We start from the raw sequence: 17,207 nt of genomic DNA on the forward strand, positions 1-17,207 counted from the left end.
AGCAGTACGAGCGTCTCACCTGCTTGGATAGTCCGGTGCCTTCGGAGGAAACCACAAGGGCCGTTCTACCGCGCGCTGAACACCGCTGGGGCCGTCCTTGCGGCCGCTTCGTGTTTCAGGAGACGCACAACCTATGACCGCTGTATCGAAATGGGTCGCCGCTGGTTCGTCAGCAGCAGTTCTTGCCGGGGGGCTCCTCCTCGGTGCACCGATGGCCGCCGCCGCGCCGGGGGACGCCGCATGCCTGCAGGCATCAACCCAGTTCGAAGCCGCGCTCGGTGCCGCGGGGATCACCGAAGCATCTGTGGCACGGATCGACGCCACCTCACAGGCCGCGGGAACCGCGCAGGCAGCCTACGCTGCGCTCGTGGAAGCCGCCGGTGCTGACGAGAGCGCCGCCGTCGGTGCCGCCATCGACCGCCTCGAAGCTGCCCACGCAGCCGCAGACGCCGCCGAGGAAGCTGCGGAAAACGCCGAGGATTCCGGCGACCCGGCCGCCATCGCAGCGACAACAGCCGCCGCCGACGAAGCAGAAGCCGCGGTGGACGCTGCGGAGCAGGACCTGCAGGATCTTCAGGACGCGTACAACGCCGCGATTGACTCCCCGGAGATCCGTGAAGCGCAGGGTGCGTTGGAGGCCGCAGTGCGAGACTTCGAAACGGCGCTGGCCGCCGTCTCGCTCGACGAGGGCTCCGCCGCCGGCCTCACGGGACTCTTCGAGGCCTTCCTGGCTGCCTGCGGTCCGGATGGCATCGGCGTGGACCCGGTGGTCACCCCGCCGGTCACCACACCGGGAAGCACGACGCCGGTAGTCACCAATCCGGTCCTCGCAGCTCCCGCCGGGGCCCGCACCGCCAATACGGCCGTCGTGGCCACGAACAAGGGCCTGAACGTGCAGACCGCCGCCAAGGCTGAACCCGGAGCCCACCCGGAGCCGGCGCTGCTGGCCGGGCTGCTCGCGGCCGGCATTGCAGTTCCCGTGGCCGTGGCGTTGAGGATGCGCCGGCTGGAGCGCGGCCGCAGCTAGTCGGGCATGGAGTCACAGAGTATGGACCCGCAAGGTCTGGAGCCACAGAACACCTCCACCGCCCGGCCGCGCATCGGCAGGCGCTGGCTTGCCTTGCCCGCCGTGGCCGCGGCCGGGCTGGCGGTTGCGCTGTTCCTGTTCCCGCCAAATGCCGGCGGCAGCTCCGCCGTCGTTCCTTCCGTTGCTCCCGCATCGGCGAGCGCAGCGGCCACCCCAAGCGGGCCCGCTGTTGCTGCCCGTCCCGCGGCCAAGACTGCCGGACCGGCGGCCGCGGCGCCTACCCGGCTGTCCATCGCGGCAGCGAACATCGACGTGCGCATCCTGCCGCTGACGCCGAGCGCGGACGAGCTGTCCTCGCAGTCCCTGGTCCCGCCCCTCACTCTGGACGCCTACTGGCTGACCTCCTTCGGCGTGCCCGGCGCAGGCTCCACGAATACGACCTATATCGCCGGGCACAGCTGGGACGGAAGGGAGGCGCCGTTCAACAGGCTTAGCGACAAGTCCCTGGTGGGCAAGGCCGTCACGGTGGCCACGGCCAAGGGAACGCTGAAGTACGTGGTGGATTCCGTCACCACACATCGCAAGGACACCCTCAAGGACAGCGACATCTGGAACGTCGTGCCCAACAGGATCGTCCTGATCAGCTGCTACACCGAGGATCCTTGGGGCAAGAACGTAGTGGTCACAGCCTCCCCCGCCGCCCGCTGACCCCCCAACGCTCTCTCACTTCCTGTCGCCAAACCCCCAACGCTCTCTCACTTCCTACCGCCAATCCCCCGACGCTCTCTCGCTTCCCGCCGCCAATCCCCCAACCCTCTCTCACGTCCCGTCGCCAATCCCCCAACCCTCTCTCACGTCCCGTCGCCAAACCCCCAACCCTCTCTCAGTCACCTAACCGGTCAGTTCAGCCCGCCTGAACCGCAATTCACGTTGGCTTCCGCGCAGAACGGATCCGCTGAACGGCAGGACGTCGAGGTCCATGGCGCTGGCCGCCGCCAGAGCGATGGCGTTGGCCGAGGCGGCAGCCCGAGCAGGCAGGCCGACACTGTCCGCGAACTCGGCCCAGTGCCGTGACCGGAGGTTCTTGGTCTTTCCAGCAAGAGGCAGGGCCGTCGTGTCGTCTCCGTACAAGAGGGTGCACGGGACGTCGTAGATCGGGGCGACGGAAAATCCCTTGGTTCGACTTCCCAGCACGGCGACATTTTTCGCGTGGAGATCACCGTTGCCCGTCAGCCAAGCGAACAGGAACTGCAGATAGAGATTGCGCACGGCTACGAGTGGTGCTTTGCAATGGCCCGCCAAGGCCAGGACCACGTCTTCCGAATTAATCGCGTACTTGGAGGCTGGCGGCAGGCCCAGGACCTGGGTTCCGTCCTCCAGAGGCAAACGCAGCCAGGTGCCGTCCTGGGCCTGGGCCCGGTCGAAGCGTTCGACGAGCAGTCCGGGCAGACCGTTCCTGTCGGTAATGACAGAACTTGCCGCCACGGGAATCTTCAGCGCCTTCGCCGCAGCAAGGTGGACCGCCTCGTTCTCCACCAAGTGCGGATGCTCTGGCGGATCGAGCTTCAGCAGATACCTGCGACCCCGCATAGTCATCGGCGTGGTCATCATCGAGGCGCTTGCCTTCGTCTGGAGGCCAGGCAAGCTGTGCTGATCCACGGCGGTGGCCAATGCTGAAAAATCCAACTCATCCGGGTCCGATGGGTCGGCGAGCGCAGGAGTATCGTCCGGAGTTTCCCCGGCCGGAACCACTTGGACGTCGCCTGGCACGTCGGAGCCGACCGCCAAAAGCAGCGTCATTTCATCGCTGAAGCTGGTTTTGACCGCGTTCTTCAAGAGCGTCAGCCTGTGGCCTTCGGGAAGCAGCCCTGCGAAAAAGGCGGGCAACGCACCGGCAGGTGATTCCACGGCAGTCTCGGACAAGGGCAGGGAAAAGGCCACCGGTGCGCGGCCGCCGGCCAGGTACCCCGGCGTGTATTCGAAGGCCACGCCTCCAGTGTCCGTCCGCTTCAAGTGACCGGCCAGAGCACTGTCCTTGTACACGTCCGCCGCCTTGATGAACCTAAGCCGCTGCAGGTCCGAGGGCATCAGCGCACTGCCACGTGAAGTCCGAGGACGTTGGCCGCCGCCACTACCGCTTTCAGTGAGGGGTTGCCGGTGCCGGTTTCGATCGCCCTGATGGTGCGCTGTGACGTCCCGGCCAGGTGCGCAAGGTCCTCCTGCGATAGTCCCGTGTCTTTGCGGGCGCTCCGGATGCCAGCACCTATTGAGGAAAAGTCGTCCACCGAGCTCCTTCCGGCAATATTCTGCCGTTTATGGCAGTTCCTCAACCAAGGATCGCCGAAAGATCTCCCTTAGGCAATATCCTGCCGCTTTTCGACATTGGGAAGCGGCAACTAACGGTCAGGAGGCAGATCGGCAGCATATCGCCGGTCTGGTACCTGCCGGCGTGCCCCGGGGCTTCGGGTTTCGGGGCTGTACGACGTCGTGAAGCTCCCCACGAGATGAGCGCCGCAGCCGTGAAGCAGGCCCGGACGGCCAGTCGGCGCCAAACGGGCTGACCGTCCACTAACCCTCTCGCAATTCCTGCATACAATCCCCAAACCCTCTCGCACATCCTGCAACCAATCGCCAAACCCTCTCGCACATCCTGCGACCAAATCCGCCCACCCCTCTCGCAAGGTAATACGCGGGAGGGTTCGATCAGTTAGTCGGGAAAGTGCAGGACCCCTCGGCCAGCGCCATAGAAAAATGTTCCGGAGGGTTGAGCCGTCCCGTGCGAAGTGAACGAGGCGTCCGAGAGCGTGCCTACTGCCCCTGTGCCCCGAGGAATATGTCCAACGCGGCGAGGTCGTCAGTGTTGATGTTGTCCACGCCGGCGTTGTGCAGCTCAGTCCATACGGCGTCGCGGGCCTGTCCCGGCTGGTCCGGTGTGGCCCAAAAGCGCACCTTGTAGCCCTTGGAGTGGGCGGTGTTCACGTAGGCACGCAGCTTGGCCCGCTCGATCTCCGGCATCGGACCTACGCCCTGCCAGCTGAACAGCTTGGTCCAGTTGTCGCTGACCAGCGGCATCAGCTCGGCCGGCATGCCAGAGGCGAGGTCGGTGGAGCGGCCGTCGTAGAACCCGACGCGCTTGTCCGCCGCCGTCATGGTGGCCAAGGGACGGTTCCCGCTGATGACGGCGGTGACCGGACCTGTCATGACCTTGCCCTTGGCGTAACAGGTCGTGAGCCCAGGATGTTGAGAAAGTTCCTTCTCCACCGCCGCGTAGGTGGCTTCGCCCTCACTCTTGATGTCGATCAGCAACTGCAGGCTGCCATCCCAGCCGGGGTAGACGCTGTGGCCTTCCTGCCGAACAACTTCGTCCAGCGGATCCAGGTACAGGCTCTCGAGCGTCACGCCGGCGCGGGCGTCCGCCAGGTCGTGGGCAACACGCAGTTCGCCGTCCACAAGCCAGACGTCAGCTTCCACGCTGGTGAAGCCGTGTTCGAGCGCGTCGAACAGCGGGCGGCTGTGCTCGTAGTCATTGTGCGCGTGGGCCGCGGCGTGCGGCTGCCCCGAAACGACGCCGGGCGGCGGCGCAGCCGACGACGGGGCGGCGATGCCTGCCACGGCCGTAAGGGCAACAAGAGCGGTGAGGATGCTTTTGAGCAGCACAGGGTTCTCCTTCAGTGCGGGATGGGTCCGCCGGCCGCCTCCCGGATAGGGAAAGTCCGACGGCGTGCCCCACCACCCTGCCGCCCGTCAGGAAACGTCCCGCCACCTGATGTTGTCGCCGCGGTGAACAGGACGTGTCGTCAGCCCATGTGGTGCCGGGCCGATCCCCAGCGCTGCCGCACATCCCGCGAGAGCGTCCCCAAAAACCCGACAGGACCCGCGAGAGCGTCCCCAAAAACCCGACAGGAACTGCGAGAGCGTTGGAAGAACGGCGACGGGAACTGCGAGAGCGTCCCCAAAAAACGGGCGTCAGCCGACGTGGATGCCCGGGCGGCGTTCGGGGTCGGGCTCGTTCTCGCGGATGATCTCGCGGACCACGGGTGCGGTGTCGCCCCGGCCCAGCAGCAGGTACCTCATGAGGTGCGCCAGCGGATTGCCCTCGGCCCACTCGAAGTACGCGTGCGGCCTGACTCCTGTGGCATCCCGCAGGGCGAGGAGGATGGCGGCAATGGCGTTGGGCGCGGCCGGGCTTTCCGCGCGGAGAACCCGGTGCCCGCCCACTTCGACGCCGCGCACCTCGAGGACCTCGCTGAATCCGGAGGGGTCGGTCACTTCGATTTCCAGGAAGATCACGTCGTTGGAACCGGGCACGGGGTTGGTTTTCCGCTGGGCGGCTTCCTTGTCGGAGTATTCTGCCGCGTCCCGGGCCTCGGGCCTGTTGGCAACGAGGTCCAGCTGCCCGTCGTAGTCCAGCGAGTCCTTGATGAACCGGCGCGCAGCGTCGTCGAACTCGATCCGGTCCACGCGCAACTCGGTGGTCCGGGTGACCCGCGAAACCAGCGACACCACGACGATTCCCAGGATGAATAAACCGGAGATGGCGATGCCGTCCGGTTTTTTGATCACGTTCTCCACGAGCGCGTAGAGCAGGACCAGGGTCAGAATCGAAAAGCCGACGGCGGCCAGACGGCGTTTGCGGCGCAAGGCCGAGATGCTGACCGCCACGGCCCCGGAGACCATCATGGCCAGGATCCCGGTGGCGTAGGCTCCGGCCTGGGCGTTGACGTCGGCCCGGAAGGCGATGGTGATCAGGACGCTGATGACCGTGTAGACCAGGACCACAGGCCGCACCGCCCGGGTCCAGTCCGGGGCCATGCCGTAGGAGGGCAGGTACCGCGGAACGATGTTGATCAGCCCGGCCATGGCGGAGGCGCCGGCGAACCACAGGATGAGGACGCTGCTGATGTCGTAGACGGAGCCGAAGCCGTTGCCGAGCAGTTCGTGCGCCAGGTATGCCAGGGCGCGGCCGTTGGCTTCGCCGCCCTCCTGGAATGCGTCGGCAGGGATCAGCACGGTGGTGACGAAGCTGCTGCCGATCAGGTACACGCTCATGATCAGCGCCGCCGTGGTCAGCAGCTTGCGGGTGTTCCGGATCCGGTCCTGCAGCATGTCCTCAGGTGTGGCCCCCGAGGCCGCAACCAGGGGCATCATGCTGACGCCGGTCTCGAAACCGGAGAGCCCCAGGACCAGCAGCGGGAACGCCAGAATGGCGGGCCCTGCGATGTTGCCCAGGCCAGTGCCGCCCGACGTGATTGCGGCGGTCCAGTCGGACAGGGCACCCGGCTGCGTCACGGCGTCGAACAGTCCCACCGCGATGATCACGGCGTTCAGCAGCAGGAAGACCCCCACCAGCGGAATCGCCACCGCCACCGCCTCGGAGAAGCCCAGCAGGAACACCCCGCCGAGGATCAGCAGCATCACCACAGTGATGGACACGGCCTGGCCGTGCAGGAACGGCGGAAGGTACGGGTTCTCCAGCATGTGCACCGTGGCGTCGGCGGCGGACAGGGTGATGGTGATGATCCAGGACGTCGCCACGAACCCGAGCAGGACCAGCACGAAGATTTTGCCCCGCCAGAACGGCAGCAGGTTCTCCAGCATTGCCACCGAACCCTGGCCGTGCGGGCTTTCGTGCGCCACCCGCCGGTACATCGGCAGCATGCCCAGCAGGGTCAGGGCCACAATCAGCAGCGTGGCCAAGGGAGACAGCGCACCGGCGGCGAGGGCCGCGATGCCGGGAAGATACGACAGCGTGGAGAAGTAGTCCACACCCGTCAGGCACATGACCTTCCACCAGGGCTGCTGGTGCGCCCCGGCCTCGGCCGATTCGGGTCCCACCGGCTGGTGCACCTTGTGCTCCAGCAGCCACCTGACCAGCGGGCTGCCAGGCTTGGATGCCGGCTCCGGGTTCGGCACGCTCGCGGGAATCGAATACTGGTCGGCTGCGGTCATGATGTCTTTCTGGAGTTCGGGGGCTGCGGTTCAGTTCCGGCGTTAAGGCCGACGGCGGGGGCTACTTAGTTGCCTTGATAAACCGGTAGATCATGTAGCCGGTGACACCACAGCCGAGGATCAGCAGGAGCAGGGGGAAGCTCTCGGTCAGCATGGCCGGACACAGCTTTGCGCGCTTCGGGTGGCCACGGGTTCCTTCGATTCAATTAGAAGTTTGCTGATGAACCATGGGAGCGTAGCACCGACACCTTCCCGGCGCGGGCCGGAACCCGGGATCTTAACGCTTTCTTAACGCCTGCTTCAGGGCGTCCCCCAGCGGCCCCCTGCGGATTCTCCGGTGGTAGCGTGACGCGTATGCACGACGTTCGCGGTTCCAAGGCCCGGCCTGCCGCTTCCGGCGGGGCCAAGCGTGGCCGCCGGTACGGGGGATCGAAGGTTTTCCCCCGCATTCTGGACGTTTTCGCACCCCAGCATCCGGCCCAGGTGATCGTCCTCGGATTCGCGGCGGCGGTGGCGGTGGGGACTCTCCTGCTGATGCTCCCCATGTCCAGGAACGGCACCGAGCCTGCGCCCTTCCTGGATGCCCTGTTCACGTCCACGTCGTCGGTCTGTCTGACCGGGCTCATCACCGTTGACACCCCGGTGTACTGGACCGGCTTCGGCAAGGTGGTCATCCTGGCCCTGGTCCAGGCGGGCGGGTTCAGCGTGATGTCCTTCGGCACCCTCCTGGGCGTGCTCATGGCCCGCAGGCTGGGCTTTCGTTCGCGCCTCTCAGCGGCCGCCGAAACGAAAACCACCGGCTTCGGCGATGTCCGCCGGGTGCTGCTCGGCGTCCTGGCGATCAGCCTGACAGTGGAGGTCCTGCTCGCCGGGATCCTGGCGGCCCGGTTCGTGACCGGCTACGGCTACGCCCCCGCCCGCGCGCTCTGGCACGGCGTCTTCCACTCCGTGTCCGCGTTCAACAACGCCGGATTCGCCCTATACACGGATAAGCTCATCGGGTTTGCCGGTGACCCTTGGATCTGCCTGCCCGTCGCCGCGGCGGTGATCATCGGCGGACTCGGCTTCCCGGTGCTGTTCGAACTCCGCCGGCAGTACCGCCGGCCCATCCACTGGAGCATGAACACCAAGCTGGTCCTGGTGGGCACGGCCGTCCTGCTGGTCGCCGGCACCGTCTTCGTCACCGCCGTCGAATGGTCCAATCCGGCAACGCTGGGCGGACTCCAGCCCGGCGAGCGCGTCCTGGCCGGGTTCTTCCAGTCGGTCATGACGCGCACGGCGGGGTTCAACAGCATCGACATCGGCCAGATGCAGCCGGTGTCCTGGCTAGGGATGGACATCCTGATGCTCATCGGCGGCGGCCCGGCCGGAACCGCCGGCGGCCTGAAAATCACCACGTTCGGCGTGCTGTTCTTCATCCTCGCCACCGAACTGCGGGGCGGAACCACCGTCAATATCTTCGGCAAGCGCCTTTCCCGCGCCGTGCACCGCCAGGCCATCACGCTGGTGCTGCTGGCCATGGCACTGGTGGTGGGCTCCACCGTGTTCCTCATGCTCATCACGGAGTTCGGGCAGGAACGGATCCTGTTCGAGGTTATCTCGGCGTTCGCCACGGTTGGGCTCACCACCGGGATCACGGCGGCCATGCCGCCCGCCGGCCAGCTCGTCCTGATCCTGCTGATGTTCGTCGGACGCCTCGGCCCGGTCACCCTCGGCGCCGCGCTGGCGCTGCGCGAACGCCCGCCGCTCTACGAGTACCCCAAGGAAAGGCCCCTCATTGGCTAAGAACATCTTCTCCCGCTCCGCCAACAGTGTTGCCCAGGCGGACTCCGTGGTGGTGATCGGCCTGGGCCGCTTCGGCGGTTCGCTGGCCCTGGAACTGGAGGCGCAGGGCACCGAGGTGCTCGGCATCGACTCCAACGAGGAGACCGTCCAGTCCTACAACGGGCGGCTGACGCACGTGGTCCGTGCGGACTCCACCAGGGAAGAAGTGCTGCGCCAGCTCTCGGTCCACGAGTTCGACCGCGCCGTGGTGGGGATCGGCAGCGACATCGAGGCCAGCATCCTGACCACGTCGCGCCTGCTCACCTTCAAGAAGCCGCAGATCTGGGCCAAGGCCATCAGCGAGCCCCACGCCGAGATCCTGAACCAGCTCGGCGTTGACCACGTGATCCGGCCGGAGCACGACATGGGCAAGCGCGTGGCCCACCTGGTCCGCGGCTCCCTGCTGGACTACGTCGAATTCGAGGACGACTTCGTGATGATCCGCACCAGCCCGCCGACCGAGGCACGCGACCGCCCGCTTGGTGTGCTGGGCCTGCGGGACAAGTACGGAATCACCATCGTGGCGGTCAAGCGCCCCGGCGGAATCTGGGGCCACACCACTGCGCAGACCGTCCTCTACGAGGAGGACCAGGTCATAGTTCAGGGCAGCAAGACCCAGGCCGAGCGGTTCAGCAACCTCACCTGACGGACGTCACCCCGCCTCGATGAAGGCGACCTGCCTCAGGCTGGCGGCAGGCTTCGGTTTCGGGGCGGCTGACGGCTTCCGTTTTGCGGCGGCGGCCGGCTTGAGATTCCCGACGGCGGGCGGCTGGCCGGCGGCGGACTTCTCCGCGGCCGCCGGCTTGAGACTCCCGACGGCGGCGGCTGGCTTTCCCATCGGAATCCGCCTGACGCTGAGCTGCTCGAGATCCAGCAGCCGGCGCGCACCGGTCCGGGCATCGATGATCCAGATCAGGCCGATCTCTTCGAGCGTGCTGGCCACTGTCCCCCGGTGTGCCAGTCGTCCGCGGTGCCAGGCCTCGATCTCCTCCCCCGCCGAAAGCTCCGCGCACGAACGCACCTCAAGGTCCTCATCCGTCATCATCACTGGCTCCTTTCACCGATCCGGTTCTGCATGTCCAGCCTGCACCACGAAGTTTTCTGCAGGGTTTCGAAATGGTGCTCCTTCTGTGTCCGCGCTGTTTCCTGGCGGGGCATCAAACCGCACCACTCTTTTGCCAACCCGACGCAGGTTTCGCGGGCCGGACAATAGCACCGGAAGATCAAATTAAGGATCATTTTCCAAAAACTGCGCTTTTCTTGATCCAATCCTGCGTCGTTCTTAGCTTAAGAACTACTCGCTCCGAAATGTTTATAGTGAGTTCAATTTACGGACCATTAATTTCCCCCTGGACAGAGAAATATGTACCGCAGATCGACGGCTGGTAATTATGCCTAGCGGCCGGACAACGTATCTGCATGCTGACTGGCGGCCTGCGCGGCTTCGGCGTTGCCCATCCGCACATAGATGTTGGCGAGGATGCGCCAGGGCGTGTCCAGCCCAGGATCGAGGGCTGCCGCGTGCTCCAGATCCGCTATCCCCCCGGCCGTCTGCCCCAGGCCGAACTGTGCCACGCCGCGGTGAACGTAGAGCCCGGTGGAGTATGGGGCCTCCCGGACCAGGCCGTCCAGCAGATTCTTGGCCGCGCCAAGATCCCCGCTGTAGAGGTATCCGATTGCCAGGGCCGTTCCTGCCTCCTGCGAGCGCGGCGTACGTTCCCGCGCGAGGCTCCCCCATTCGACGGCGTACCGGGCCGCCCGCTGGTCTCCCGCCGTCGCCGGGCCGGCAAACGCCTGGGCGGCGAGCAGTGCGGTGTCGCTGTCCCACGGCCTGAGTTGATGCGCCTGCTGGAACTCCTGCTCGGCGAGGGCAACGTCGCCTGCCGCGGCAGCCTTGGCGCCAGCGCCCATAGGCCATTCTGCAAGAGTGGCGGGGACGGCAATGGCCAGGGCCGCCGCGGCGAGAACCAGGCCGGCCGCCGTCGAGGCCGCGGGCCGGAACATGCCCGCTGCCATTGCCGTCAGCTTGGCCGGAATCTCGCTGGCCATCGCCCGCGAACCGAAGACAGAGAAGTCTGGTCCATCGCGCCCCACCAGCCCGCCGCACAGGAAGGCCACCAGAGCCGTGGTGCCGATCGACATAAAGTGCGTCAGCAGCGCCAGACCGTATGCGGCCACGGTCACCACCACCACAGCAAGGTAGCGGCGGTCTGTACCGCACGGGGCTTTCTTCATGCGCCGGGCGACGGCCAGCAAGGCAACCGCCCCGAGAACAAGGACCAACAACAGCAACGGAACGCCGCCGGCGGCCAATGCCTGCAGCGGCCAGCTGTGGGGCGAATCGGCAGGGAAACTGTCGCCCACGGACCGTGCCCACTCCTCGTTCAGATACGCCGGCAGCGCATCAACGAAGCCGCTGGGGCCGACGCCAAAGACCGGATCGGCGCCGATCAGGCCAAGGGTCCGGTCCCACAGCAGCCAGCGCCCGTCCACGGTTCCTGCGGACAGCAGGCGGTCACGCGCGGCGGGGATCAGCAGGACTCCGATGACCACTCCCGCGGCAGCCAGCACGGCACCGGCCGCGATCCTTGGCCACGACCAGGACCGGCTCCGCATCCACATATAGGTCCCAAACAACGCCACGATCAGGAGCCCCGCGAGGGCGGCCCTGGAGCCAGAAAGGACCGCCACCCCCGCAGCGGCAAACAGACCTGCCCGCCGCAGCCAAAGCTGCCAGCCCTGCTCGAAGCCAGCAGCGGCGGACAGCACTCCCGCGATGACGAACCCGACCAGGCCCTGGTCCGTGGCGTTTCCCAACGTGGCGCCCGGCCGCACGTCGGCCGCCCCGCCCAGCGGCCGCAAACCAGCGTTTTCCAGTACAGCGATAAGCAGCAGAACCAAGGCGACGGCGGCAAGGGACAGACTGAGAAGCTTGCGTCTCTGGACAGCCGACTCACCGCCCAGGACTTTCGCGCCCACCGCGAAGACTGCCACATAGACGCCAAGCGTCAACAGTCCCTCATAACGCGGCCAGCGTCCGGCCATGCTGGCCAGCGGCGTATCAGACAAGAGCATAGCGACGCCGATCCATACCACGCACGCGGCCGTCGCCGCCTGCACTGCCAGGGGAATCCGGGCCCGCAGCGGAGACAGCAGGCCTGCGAGGACGGCGATGATCACCACGAGCAGCTTGATCCAGACGAACCTGAAGAGCCCCCCGGGCTGGAACACCAGGATTGATCCTGCCATCACGATGATGCAGAGGCCGGGCAGCCGGGTCATCGCTTGCTTCATGCTCGGGTGGCGACCTTTCAGGGAGATTACTCCAATATAACGGGCGTCTCCTGACGCAGGGCTATTTAAGCCCGGCCGGAAGACAAGATTACTAACTCGATTGGACATATAGCGGCGACTTTGGGAACCGCTGCTTTGAATTTCATTTAGGGCGGTTACACTGAAGCGTTCTTTGACAATTAAATGATGCGGCCCAGCCGCTGCATGACCCATGGGGGGGTAAAAATGCTCGCTTTGAGCAGGCGATTCCGTTTTCGGATCGCCGTCTTATTATCGGTTCTGTCAGCGCTGGTGCTGCTCGGCATCACGCCGGCCAACGCCGCCGACCTGTCGGATGCGTCCATCAGCGGAAAGGTCACGGCACCGGCAGGGGTCGAGCTCACCTCTGTCGGCGTTTCGGTCAATAGCACCGGCACCGACTGGTATTCCGCTTACGGCCAGGTCGCGGAGGACGGCAGCTACACTGTCAGCGGCCTTCCGGCAGGCTCCTACAAGGTCCAATTCGGTGGCGACTCCGGTGCAATGGCCCAATGGTACTCAGGCGCAACGTCCTTCGAGTCAGCCACACCCGTCACCCTCACGGCCGGCCAAAGCCTGCCCGGCATCAACGCAGCCCTCGTCAAGGGCGCCTCCATCAGCGGCCGCGTCACGGTCCCCGCAGGCATCGACCCCAGCTCGGTCGGCGTCTCGGTCAGCAGCACTGGCACCGACTGGTACTCCGGCTACGGACAGGTTGGCCAGGACGGCAGCTACACGGTCCGCGGCATACCGGCCGGCAGCTACAAAATCCAGTTCTTCGGAAACAACTCGGGCGTCATTACCCAGTGGCATTCGGGAGCGTCGTCGTCCGAGACCGCCACGCCGGTGGCGCTCACGACAGGCCAGGATCTTAGCGGAATCAACGCGACGCTCGTCAGGGGCGCCTCCATCAGCGGCAAAGTTACAATTCCTGCCGGTGTGGAAGCTGGCTCCTTGCAGGCCGACGTCACCTCGGCAAGCGGAAGCTACGCGGGATCCTCCCAGGTCAACGACGACGGCACGTACAAGGTAAACGGCCTGCCGGCGGGCAGCTACAAGGTCCGGTTCTCCGGGTACAACAGCAGCCTTCTGCAGCAGTGGTACGCCGGCGCCTCCTCCGAAGCGACGGCCACGCCCGTGACACTCGCCGCGGGCCAGGACCGTACCGGGATCGACGCGACCCTGGTCATGGGCGCGTCCGTCAGCGGAACAGTCACCGCCCCTGCCGGCGTCGACGTCAGCTCAATTCAGGCCACGGTCTACCAGGCCGGCGGAACGAACCCCAACTACGTGGCTTCCTCCTCGGTCAACGACGACGGCACGTACAAGGTGGCCGGTCTCCCGTCAGGCAGCTATAAAGTGCAGTTCGCCGGCTACAACACCGCCACGCTGCAGCAGTGGTATGCGGGAGCGTCAACCTTCGAAACCGCAACCCCCCTCACTCTCACAGAGGGCCAGGACCATGGCGGCATCAATGCCACTCTGGTCAAGGGCGCGTCAATTTCCGGCAAGGTCACGGCCCCTGCCGGCGTCAACCTGTCCGCAGTGCAGGCCTATCTCTTCACGTCGGACAGCTACTCCTACGCGGGATCCGTGCAGGTCACGGCCGACGGCTCCTACAACTTCGCCGGCCTTGCAGCCGGGTCCTACAGGGTCCAGTTCAGCGCAGGAACCTCGGGGGCACTCGAGCAGTGGTACGGCGGCGCATTGACGTTCACCGAGTCGACGCCCGTCCCCGTCACGGCCAGCCAGCAACTGGCTCTCGATGACACGGTCCTTATCAAGGGCGCATCAATCAGCGGCAAGGTCACAGCTCCTGCCGGAGTCGATCTGGCCCGGGTAGAAGCCTCCGTCTACAACGCTGACAACTTCAGGGCGTATCCGATCAGTGTCCAGGTGCAGGCCGACGGCGGATTCAAGGTCACCGGCCTCCGCGCCGGAAACTACAAGGTCCAGTTTTCGGGGTATGACTCCGGGGCCCTGAACCAGTGGTACGCGAACGGCACCACCATCGATACGGCCACGGCACTGCCCGTCACGGCCGGCCAGGATCTCACGGGCATCAACGCCACCCTGATCAAGGGCGCGTCCATCAGCGGCAAGCTCACGTCTCCTGCCGGCGTCGACCTGTCGATGGTCAACGTGTCGGCCACCGCTGAGGGAAGCGCCTACGGCAGCTACGGGCGCGTAAACGCAGACGGTACTTTCGCCGTCAAGGGACTTCTCGCGGGAACCTACAAAGTCAACTTCTCAAACTACAACTCCGGGGCCCTGGACGAGTGGTACAACAACGTCCAGACCCAGGCGGAGGCCACGCCGATCACGCTCACCGCGGGCCAGGACCGCGCGGCAATTGACGCCACCCTTGCCAAGGGTGCCACCATCAGCGGCAAAGTCACGCTGCCGGCAGCCGACTACTCCTCGAACGTCTCCGTCACTGCCTTCAACACCAGCGACAACGCCATGGCCGGCTCCACCTACTCGAATTTCGACGGCACGTACTCCATCCGCGGGCTGAGGCCGGGCAGCTACAAAATCCAGTTCAGCTCCTACGGCTCCGGAACGCTGCCGCAGTGGTACAACAAGGCGTCCAGCATGGCCGCGGCAACGCCCGTAACAGTGACCGAGGGCCAGACCCTGGCGGTGGCCGACACCACTTTGGTCAAGGGCGGCGTGATCAGCGGCAAGATCACCGCTCCGGCGGGAACGAACCTCAACGCGGCGCAGGTATACGCCACCAAGACGGGCGTCATCGACGGATCCTCCAGCCCCGGCTACGTGAGTCCGGACGGCACATACTCCGTTATCGGACTGGATGCCGGCACCTACAAGCTGCATTTTTCCGGCGGCCAAAGCGGGGCTGAAGACCTTTGGTACGGCGGCACCAGCGCCGCCACCGCGAAGGCGCTGACTATCGCCGTCGAGCAGACCATGCCGGGCGTCGATATGACGGTGACAACCGGCGCGTCCATCAAGGGCAAGATCACCGGCACCGGCACGAATGGCTACCCGCTCTCCGTGCTCGACCCTGCCGGCAAGACCGTCAAGAACGGCTACACGGACGCCACGGGCAACTACAGCGTGGTCGGCCTCGCGGCCGGTTCCTACAAGGTGGCCTTTAACCGCTCCAGCGGCTATTCACAGGAAGAAGCGCAGTTCTACCAGAACAAGCCCGAGTCGGCCGGCGCTTCTCAGGCCCAAGCCATCCCGGTGACCACGGGCCAGGCCGTGCAGAACATCGATGCCGCCCTGACAGCAGGCGGGTCCGTCACCGGAACCGTCCTGGACAAGGCCGGGCAGCCAGTGGTCAACGCGTTCGTCCAGGCCTACACACCGGACGGCTCGCTGGTGACCCGGGACGGCAGCACCACAGCAGCGGGAAAGTACAGCATCAGCGGTCTCACGACAGGCAAGTACGTTATCCGCGTGCATGGCGGCCTGGCTGCCGGTGACCTCTACTCGGGCAACGCGACCACCGAAGCAACGGCCACTCCCGTAGCCGTTGTCGGTGGCAGCGCCACCACGCACGACCTGTCGTACGCGGCCGCGAACCAGCCGCTGACCGCACCGGTGCCCACCGTCACGGGCACAGCAAAGGCCGGGTCCACCCTGACCGCGGCCCCCGGCTCGTGGGGACCGTCACCGGTCGCGCTGACCTACCAGTGGAAAGCCAACGGGACTGCCAGCGGGCTCGCCATCGCCGGCGCCACCGCCAGCACCTACAAACTCACGACGGCGGATGTTGGCAAGACCATCACTGTCACCGTCACGGGGACCAAGACCGGGTACACCACCGCGGCCAAGACCTCAGTGGCAACAGGTACTGTCATGGCCCTCAACCCGGTCCTGACCGCACCGGTCCCGAAGGTCACCGGCACGGCCAAGGTGGGCTCCACCCTGACCGCAACCCCGGGCACCTGGGGTCCCGCACCGGTCACGCTGAAGTACCAGTGGAAGGCAAACGGCGTCACCATCACCGGCGCCACCGCAGGCACCTACAAGCCCACGGCAACGGACCTGGGCAAGACCGTCACCGTTACCGTCACCGGGTCCAAGGCCGGCTACACCACCGCGGCCAAAGCGAGCACGGCAACGGCCAAGGTCGCGGCCGGGACGCTGACCGTGCCCGCACCGAAGATCACGGGCACCGCCAAGGTCGGGTCCACCCTGACCGCAACGGGCGTGTGGGGTCCGGCACCGGTCACGCTGAAGTACCAGTGGAAGGCCAACGGCATCGCCATCACCGGCGCCACCGCCAGTACCTACAAGCCGGCAACAACCGTGCTAGGCAAGACCCTGACCGTCACCGTCACCGGCGCCAAGGCCGGCTACACCGCGGTGGCCAAGACCTCGGCGATCACAGCAAAGGTCGCCGCCGGAACGCTGACCGCGCCCCTACCGGTCATCACCGGCGCGGCCAAGGTCGGCTCCACCCTCACCGCAACAGGCACCTGGGGACCGGCACCGGTCACCTTGAAGTACCAGTGGAAGGCCAACGGCATCGCCATCACCGGCGCCACCGCCGGCACCTACAAACCGGCAACCACCGTGCTGGGCAAGACCCTGACCGTCACCGTCACCGGCTCCAAGGCCGGCTACACCGCGGCGGCCAAGACCTCCGCGATCACGGCAAAGGTGGCACCGGGAACCCTGACCGCACCGGTGCCCACGATCACAGGCACGGCCAAGGTCGGGTCCATCCTGACGGCAACGCCCGGCGTATGGGGTCCCGCGCCGGTCACGTTGAAATACCAGTGGAATGCGAACGGGGTCGCGATCACTGGCGCCACCGGCAGCACCTACAAACCGGTATTGGCCGTCAGCGGCAAGACCCTGACCGTCACGGTCACCGGTGCCAAGACCGGCTACACGACGGCGGCCAAAACCTCCGCGGCCACGGCCGCGGTGAGCTAGGCAAACCGCACACCCGGGCACAGATAAAGGCCACGGCCGTCGCAGCACCTGAACACACCAGGCGTTGCGGCGGCCGTGGCCGCTTAAACAGGGAATCCGGCCGTGGCGTGGAACCGCCTTCCCCAGGAAAGCTGGCGCCCCGCGCAGGATCTTTCTGGGTAGTCCGCCCGTAAAATATAGA

Annotated in this window: 11 protein-coding genes; 5 read left to right on the plus strand and 6 right to left on the minus strand. The window is 66.0% G+C overall.

What is annotated here, in order from left to right; all coding sequences use genetic code 11:
- The first annotated feature begins 133 nt into the window (after positions 1–133).
- Entirely contained in the window at positions 134–1,027 is an 894-nt protein-coding gene (locus AC1DDG_RS16550; RefSeq protein WP_476876881.1) for a hypothetical protein, read from the plus strand.
- A gap of 21 nt (positions 1,028–1,048) precedes the next feature.
- Entirely contained in the window at positions 1,049–1,735 is a 687-nt protein-coding gene (locus AC1DDG_RS16555; protein WP_476876882.1) for a class F sortase, read from the plus strand.
- 183 nt (positions 1,736–1,918) lie between these two features.
- On the opposite strand, the gene AC1DDG_RS16560 is transcribed toward AC1DDG_RS16555, so the two are convergent.
- The 4 genes from AC1DDG_RS16560 to AC1DDG_RS16575 form a co-directional block, all read right to left on the minus strand.
- Positions 1,919–3,115 carry a type II toxin-antitoxin system HipA family toxin gene (locus AC1DDG_RS16560; protein WP_476876883.1) on the minus strand — a complete coding sequence of 399 codons (1,197 nt, stop codon included), beginning with the start codon at positions 3,113–3,115 and terminating at the stop codon, positions 1,919–1,921.
- Entirely contained in the window at positions 3,115–3,312 is a 198-nt protein-coding gene (locus AC1DDG_RS16565; RefSeq protein ID WP_476876884.1) for a helix-turn-helix transcriptional regulator, read from the minus strand. Before AC1DDG_RS16565 ends, AC1DDG_RS16560 begins: the two co-directional genes overlap by 1 nt.
- A 523-nt stretch (positions 3,313–3,835) precedes the next feature.
- Positions 3,836–4,684, minus strand: coding sequence for a phosphatidylinositol-specific phospholipase C/glycerophosphodiester phosphodiesterase family protein (locus tag AC1DDG_RS16570; RefSeq protein WP_476876885.1), 849 nt, complete (start codon positions 4,682–4,684; stop codon positions 3,836–3,838).
- A gap of 309 nt (positions 4,685–4,993) precedes the next feature.
- Positions 4,994–6,976 carry an APC family permease gene (locus AC1DDG_RS16575; RefSeq protein WP_476876886.1) on the minus strand — a complete coding sequence of 661 codons (1,983 nt, stop codon included), beginning with the start codon at positions 6,974–6,976 and terminating at the stop codon, positions 4,994–4,996.
- Positions 6,977–7,330: 354 nt separating this feature from the next.
- Here AC1DDG_RS16575 and AC1DDG_RS16580 point away from each other — a divergent pair, with 354 nt between their 5' ends.
- The gene (locus AC1DDG_RS16580; protein WP_476876887.1) at positions 7,331–8,761 is read left to right on the plus strand and encodes a TrkH family potassium uptake protein; all 1,431 of its coding nucleotides are present in this window, start codon (positions 7,331–7,333) and stop codon (positions 8,759–8,761) included.
- Entirely contained in the window at positions 8,754–9,446 is a 693-nt protein-coding gene (locus AC1DDG_RS16585; protein WP_230118951.1) for a potassium channel family protein, read from the plus strand. Before AC1DDG_RS16580 ends, AC1DDG_RS16585 begins: the two co-directional genes overlap by 8 nt.
- A gap of 6 nt (positions 9,447–9,452) precedes the next feature.
- On the opposite strand, the gene AC1DDG_RS16590 is transcribed toward AC1DDG_RS16585, so the two are convergent.
- Together AC1DDG_RS16590 and AC1DDG_RS16595 are read right to left on the minus strand one after the other, a co-directional pair.
- On the minus strand, positions 9,453–9,845 hold the full coding sequence (locus tag AC1DDG_RS16590; RefSeq protein ID WP_476876888.1) for a hypothetical protein: 393 nt from the start codon (positions 9,843–9,845) through the stop codon (positions 9,453–9,455).
- Positions 9,846–10,195: 350 nt separating this feature from the next.
- The gene (locus tag AC1DDG_RS16595) at positions 10,196–12,094 is read right to left on the minus strand and encodes an O-antigen ligase family protein (protein WP_476876889.1); all 1,899 of its coding nucleotides are present in this window, start codon (positions 12,092–12,094) and stop codon (positions 10,196–10,198) included.
- 234 nt (positions 12,095–12,328) lie between these two features.
- Between AC1DDG_RS16595 and AC1DDG_RS16600 the strand changes: the two genes are divergently transcribed.
- The gene (locus AC1DDG_RS16600) at positions 12,329–17,026 is read left to right on the plus strand and encodes a beta strand repeat-containing protein (protein WP_476876890.1); all 4,698 of its coding nucleotides are present in this window, start codon (positions 12,329–12,331) and stop codon (positions 17,024–17,026) included.
- The last annotated feature ends 181 nt before the right edge of the window (positions 17,027–17,207 follow it).

It is taken from the genome of Arthrobacter sp. 10L430, assembly GCF_056395245.1.

Bases quoted from the DNA above. Each gene is read 5' to 3' on its own strand.
- AC1DDG_RS16580 (WP_476876887.1), top strand. From the start codon at position 7,331: ATGCACGACGTTCGCGGTTCCAAGGCCCGGCCTGCCGCTTCCGGCGGG.
- AC1DDG_RS16560 (WP_476876883.1), bottom strand. From the start codon at position 3,115: ATGCCCTCGGACCTGCAGCGGCTTAGGTTCATCAAGGCGGCGGACGTG.
- AC1DDG_RS16575 (WP_476876886.1), bottom strand. From the start codon at position 6,976: ATGACCGCAGCCGACCAGTATTCGATTCCCGCGAGCGTGCCGAACCCG.
- AC1DDG_RS16595 (WP_476876889.1), bottom strand. From the start codon at position 12,094: ATGAAGCAAGCGATGACCCGGCTGCCCGGCCTCTGCATCATCGTGATG.
- AC1DDG_RS16550 (WP_476876881.1), top strand. From the start codon at position 134: ATGACCGCTGTATCGAAATGGGTCGCCGCTGGTTCGTCAGCAGCAGTT.
- AC1DDG_RS16555 (WP_476876882.1), top strand. From the start codon at position 1,049: ATGGACCCGCAAGGTCTGGAGCCACAGAACACCTCCACCGCCCGGCCG.
- AC1DDG_RS16590 (WP_476876888.1), bottom strand. From the start codon at position 9,845: ATGATGACGGATGAGGACCTTGAGGTGCGTTCGTGCGCGGAGCTTTCG.